A 5,033-nucleotide genomic window follows, 5' to 3' on the forward strand; every position below is an offset into this window, starting at 1 on the left:
GCCGAGCCACCGCAGCGCGAGACTCCTGAGGCGCAGCCAGAGGCTCCTGAGACGCGGCCCGAGGCTCCTGAGACGCAGCCCTTGGCTCCTGAGGCCCCCGGCGAGGAGCCGCGGCAGGCGGGTTCCGAAGGGCGGCTCAAGCACCAGCTCAAGGAGCGGCTCAGGGCGCGCTCCGAGGAGCGGCGCCAAGAGCCTGACGATGAGCGCGGCGGGAACCGGGACGAGGGCCCGGGCCGGGGCGGGGCGGGAGCGGGCGCGGCGCCCGAGCGGCCCGAGGAGCGCCTGGAGAGGGCCGTGCGCGCCGCCGAGCAGGCGCTGATCGAGTACGAGATCGCGTTGGAGACCTTCCGGGTGGAGGTCGAGAACTTCTCCCGCCTGCACCACCAGAAGCTCGGCCCGATGTACGCGCGCCTCGACGAACTGGACGCGCGGATCGCCGAGGCCACCGCCGCCCGCACGGGCGACCCCGAGGACCGGCGCAAGGCGGAAGAGGCGCGGGCGCGGGTCATGCCGATGCCGGGCGTCGAGGAGCTGTTCCACGGCTGGATGGACGACCAGGGGCTCTACCCCGAGGCCGCCGCGATGCTGACCGATCAGTCGGTGCGGCCGCCGCAGCGTGTGCGCCCCGGCGAGGAGGCCCGCAAGCTCTACCGCGAGCTGGTCCGCAAGGCGCATCCGGACCTGGCGCAGGAGGAGGGCGAGCGGCAGCGGCGCGAGGAGTTCATCACGCGCGTCAACGCGGCGTACGCCCGTGGCGACGAGGCGCTGCTGCGGGAGCTGTCCGAGGAGTGGGCCGCGGGGCCCGTGCCCGAGGAGCACCGGCTCACCCGCAGCGAGGAGCTGTACGCGCGGCTCGAATGGCTCGCCCAGCGCAAGGAACTCCTCTCCGTCCTCGCCAAGGAGCTGGAGGAGAGCGCGATCGGCGGGATGCTGCGCATCGCCCCGGACGACCCCGACACGCTCCTGGACGAGGTCGCCGAGCAACTGCTCGCGCAGGTCGCCGAGCGCGAGGCCGAGCTGGAGCGGTTGACCGCGCAGGCGTGACCGCGCAGGCCTCACTGCGGGCCAGTGGTCCTGTCCGCGGGCCGTTGTCTGTCGGGTAGCGTCGGGGCATGGCTTTCGGATCTCATGTGCCCACCGTCCGCGTCGACGACCTCACGAGCGGTGACTTTCTGCTGGACGTCCGGGAGGACGACGAATGGCAGGCGGGCCACGCCGCGGGCGCGCTGCACATCCCGATGAGTGAATTCGTCGCCCGGTACGGCGAGTTGACCGAGGCCGCGCCGCAGGACGGCAAGGTCAACGTCATCTGCCGGTCCGGCGGCCGCTCCGCCCAGGTCGCCATGTACCTCGGGCAGCAGGGCATCGACGCGGTGAACGTCGCCGGTGGCATGGAGGCCTGGGAGGCCTCCGGGCGCCCGGTCGTCGACGACAAGGGACAGCCGGGCGCTGTCATCTGAGGTTCCCCGGATCCTCGCGGCTCCGCCGCTCTCAGCTGAGCGAGTGGGCGGCCAGGAGGTCGCCCAGTGCCTCCTCGTGCGCTGCCGCCGGGCCGAGGGACAGCTCCAGCTGCTTGGCCCAGGCGTGGTAGCGGTGCAGGGGGTAGTCGGTGTCGGCGCCGAAGCCTCCGTGCAGGTGCTGGGCCGTCTGCACGACCCTGCGTACGCCGTCCGACGCCCAGATCTTGGCGACCGCCACGTCCCCCGCCACCGGCAGCGCGCTGTCCGCCACGGTGCTGATGCGCCAGGCGGCCTGCCAGAGGGTGACCTCCATCGCGCGCAGGTCGATGTAGCGGTCGGCGGCCTGCACCGCCACGGCCTGGAACGTGGCGACGGGGTGGCCGAACTGCTCGCGCTTGCTGGTGTATTCACCGGTCATCCGCAGGACGCCCTCGCCGAGCCCCAGGGCCAGCGCGCAGGTGCCGGTGGCGAGCAGGTCGCGCAGCCCGTCCCAGGCGCCGTCGGCCTCGATGACGTCGGCCTCGGCGACGCGCGCGGCCTCCAGGCGCAGCTCGCCCAGGCGCTCGCCGCTGGTGGAGTACTGCTCGGCGAGGGTGAGACCTTCCTGAACGGGAGGGACGAGGGCGAGGACGGTGCGGCCCTCGGGGGTGTGGGCGGGCAGGACGACGAGGTCGGCGTTGTGCGCCCAGGGCACGGCCGTCTGGAGTCCGTCAAGGAGCCAGCCGTCGCCGTCGCGCTGGGCGGTGATGGCCAGTTCGGCAGGGTCGTGTCCCATGCGGCCGTTGGCGGCGACCGTCAGGACCAGCTCCCCGCGGGCGGCCCGCGGCAGGACCCGCTCCCTCAACTCGTCGCCTCCATGGGCCTGTACCGCCCATGCGGCGGCGCTGCTCTCCAGGAGCGGCACCCGCGCGAGGACCTTCGCGGACTCGCGGAGCACCAGGCACAGGGCGATCGGATCGAGGCCCACACCGCCGTGCTCGGCGTCGATGAGCAGGCCGAGCAGGTCGGCCCGCGCGAGCCGGGACCACAGGGCGCGGTCGAAGTCCTCGGCGACGGCACCGGGCGTGAGGGCGGGGCTCGGCACTTGGTCCGGCGCGACACCGGCGAAGAGCGCCTTCGCCGCCTCGACCACCGCCTGCTGTTCCTCGGTGAAGGTGAAGTCCACTGGCTGTCCTCCCGTGCACCGGTTCCGCGCGTATCTGACGGGGCGTCAAGATAGAACAGGTTCCAGTGGAAGGGAACGGCGGCGGCGCCTCAGTCGTGGCTCCCTGGGGTCTGCCTCAGCGGTCGAAGTCCAACTCCACTGTGTCCGTGGTCGGGTGGGACTGGCAGGCCAGCACATATCCGGCCTCGGTCTCCTCCGGCTCCAGCGCGAAGTTCCGGTCCATGCGGACCTCGCCCGAGACCCGGAAGGCGCGACAGGTTCCGCAGACCCCGCCCTTGCAGGCGTAGGGCGCGTCCGCGCGGTTGCGCAGCACCGTCTCCAGAAGGGACTCGCCGTCCAGGACCGGCCAGGTGCCCGAGCGGCCGTCCAGGGTCACCGTCACCGTGCTGTGCGCGGGGGTGGCCGCCGGGGTCGCGGGCGCAGTGGCCAGGCCGCCGTCCACGTGGAAGATCTCCTCGTGGATGCGCCGGCGGTCCACGCCGAGGCCGCGCAGGGTCCGCTCCGCGCCCTGCACCAGGCCGAACGGGCCGCACAGGAACCAGCCCGCGACCTCCGCCACGGGCAGCAGCGCCGGCAGCAGCCGGGTGAGCCGCTCCTCGTCGAGCCGCCCGGAGTCGAGGCCCGCCTGCTGCTCCTCCCGGGAGAGGACGGTCACCAGCTGGAAGCGGTCCGGCCAGCGGTCCTTGAGGTCGGCGACCTCCTCCAGGAACATCGTCGAGGCGGCGGTGCGATCGCTGCGTATCAGGCAGAAGTCGGCCTGCGGCTCGCGCTCCAGGAGTGTGGTGACGATGGACAGCACCGGGGTGATCCCGCTGCCGCCGACCACCGCGGCATAGCGCCCCGGGGCCGGGTCCAGGGTGAAGCGCCCGGCCGGGGTCATCACCTCCAGCTCGTCGCCGACGTTCAGCTCCTTGAAGGCGTACGTCGAAAAGGCGCCGTCCTCGACGAGGCGCACCCCGACCCGCAGCGTCCGCGGCTCCCCGGGGGCGTCGGGACGCGGGGCGGGGGAGCAGATCGAGTACGTCCGGCGGATCTCGGTGCCCTCGACGAAACGGCGGAGCGCGAGGTGCTGGCCGGGAGCGAAGCGGTACTCCTCGCGCAGCGCGGGCGGCACGTCGAAGGTCAGCGTCACGGAGTCGTCGGTGAGCCGGTCGACCGCCGCTACCCGGAGCGGGTGGAAGCGGGCCATCACAACTCCTTGAAGTGGTCGAAGGGTTCACGGCAGGCGGCGCAGCGGCGCAGCGCCTTGCACGCGGTGGAGGAGAAGCGGCTGAGCAGCTCCGTGTCGGTCGATCCGCAGTGCGGGCAGCGGATCGAGAGGTTCAACGGGACGGGGCCGTCCGACGGGTGGGAGCGCGGGGGCGCTATGCCGAACTCGGCCAGCTTGCGGCGGCCCTCGGCGCTGATGTCATCCGTCGACCAGGCGGGGGAGAGCACCGTGCGCACCGAGACATCGGCGATGCCGCGGTCGTGCAGCACCTGCTCTATGTCGGATGTCATGGCCTCGATCGCCGGGCAACCGGTGTACGTCGGGGTCAGCTCGACGTCGACCTTGCCGGGGGCGAGGACCCGCACGCCGCGCACGACGCCGAGGTCGGCCAGGGTCAGCACGGGCAGCTCGGGGTCGGGCACCGAGCCCGCGAGGGCCAGCAGCTCCGCCTCCAGGGCGGTGGGCGCGGTGGTCACCATGACGCCCCCGGGTGGCTGCGGTGCAGGTGCTGCATCTCGGCGAGCATCCGGCCGAACGGCTCGGTGTGCAGGCCCTGGCGTCCGGCGCCCGCCGTCCACGCGCCGCTCTGCGGCCCCTCGGGCACGGTCAGCGTGGCCCGCTCGATGACGGCGGTCACCGAGGCCGTCCAGCTCTGCCGCAGCGCCTCGAAGTCGACGTCGATGCCGTCCACCGGCTGGAACATCTCGCCGGTGAACCGCCAGAGCGCGTCCAGGCCGCGCCGCATCCGCTCGTGGCTCTCGGCGGTCCCGTCGCCGAGCCGCAGCGTCCACTGCTCGGCGTGGTCCTGGTGATAGGCGACTTCTTTGACGGCCTTCGCGGCCAGGGGCGCGAACTCGCTCTCGCCGGACGCCAACTGGCCGTACAGCAGGGTCTGGTACGTGGAGAAGTAGAGTTGGCGGGCGATGGTGTGGGCGAAGTCGCCGTTCGGCTGCTCGACCAGCTGGAGGTTGCGGAAGGCGCGCTCCTCGCGGAGGTACGCCAGCTCGTCCTCGTCACCGGCCAGGGAGAGCAGGACACGGGCCTGGCCGAGCAGGTCGAGGGCGATGTTCGCCAGGGCGACCTCCTCCTCGAGGACGGGGGCGTGTCCCGCCCACTCCCCCAGGCGGTGCGAGAGCACCAGGGCGTCGTCACCCAGGGCGAGCGCCGGCGCGTTCGTGGGCAGCGCGCGGGCCGGGGC

At 73.1% G+C, this 5,033-nt stretch carries 6 protein-coding genes; 2 read left to right on the forward strand and 4 right to left on the reverse strand.

From position 1 onward, the window contains the following. Positions 1-81 precede the first annotated feature (81 nt). On the forward strand, positions 82-1,044 hold the full coding sequence (locus GKQ77_RS27375; RefSeq protein ID WP_219691610.1) for a hypothetical protein: 963 nt from the start codon (positions 82-84) through the stop codon (positions 1,042-1,044). A gap of 86 nt (positions 1,045-1,130) precedes the next feature. Continuing rightward, entirely contained in the window at positions 1,131-1,460 is a 330-nt protein-coding gene (locus GKQ77_RS27380) for a rhodanese-like domain-containing protein (RefSeq protein ID WP_219691611.1), read from the forward strand. Positions 1,461-1,491: 31 nt separating this feature from the next. Here the strand turns inward: GKQ77_RS27380 and GKQ77_RS27385 are convergent, their stop codons facing one another. The 4 genes from GKQ77_RS27385 to paaC all read right to left on the reverse strand — a co-directional run bounded on the left by GKQ77_RS27385 (position 1,492) and on the right by paaC (position 5,018). Beyond that, a complete protein-coding gene (locus GKQ77_RS27385; RefSeq protein WP_219691607.1) occupies positions 1,492-2,625 on the reverse strand; it encodes an acyl-CoA dehydrogenase family protein in 1,134 nt (377 codons plus the stop codon). A 115-nt stretch (positions 2,626-2,740) separates the two neighbouring features. Beyond that, complete coding sequence (locus GKQ77_RS27390) at positions 2,741-3,814, reverse strand: 2Fe-2S iron-sulfur cluster-binding protein (protein WP_219691608.1); 1,074 nt, start codon at positions 3,812-3,814, stop codon at positions 2,741-2,743. Continuing rightward, positions 3,814-4,314: a 1,2-phenylacetyl-CoA epoxidase subunit PaaD gene (paaD, locus tag GKQ77_RS27395; RefSeq protein ID WP_219691609.1), complete on the reverse strand. Its 501-nt coding sequence runs from the start codon at positions 4,312-4,314 to the stop codon at positions 3,814-3,816. Before paaD ends, GKQ77_RS27390 begins: the two co-directional genes overlap by 1 nt. Next, on the reverse strand, positions 4,308-5,018 hold the full coding sequence (gene paaC / locus GKQ77_RS27400; RefSeq protein WP_219691612.1) for a 1,2-phenylacetyl-CoA epoxidase subunit PaaC: 711 nt from the start codon (positions 5,016-5,018) through the stop codon (positions 4,308-4,310). Before paaC ends, paaD begins: the two co-directional genes overlap by 7 nt. Positions 5,019-5,033 lie beyond the last annotated feature (15 nt).

It is taken from the genome of Streptomyces anatolicus (assembly GCF_019400875.1).
GTDB lineage: Bacteria > Actinomycetota > Actinomycetes > Streptomycetales > Streptomycetaceae > Streptomyces > Streptomyces anatolicus.

Bases quoted from the DNA above. Each gene is read 5' to 3' on its own strand.
- paaD (WP_219691609.1), bottom strand. From the start codon at position 4,314: ATGGTGACCACCGCGCCCACCGCCCTGGAGGCGGAGCTGCTGGCCCTC.
- GKQ77_RS27390 (WP_219691608.1), bottom strand. From the start codon at position 3,814: ATGGCCCGCTTCCACCCGCTCCGGGTAGCGGCGGTCGACCGGCTCACC.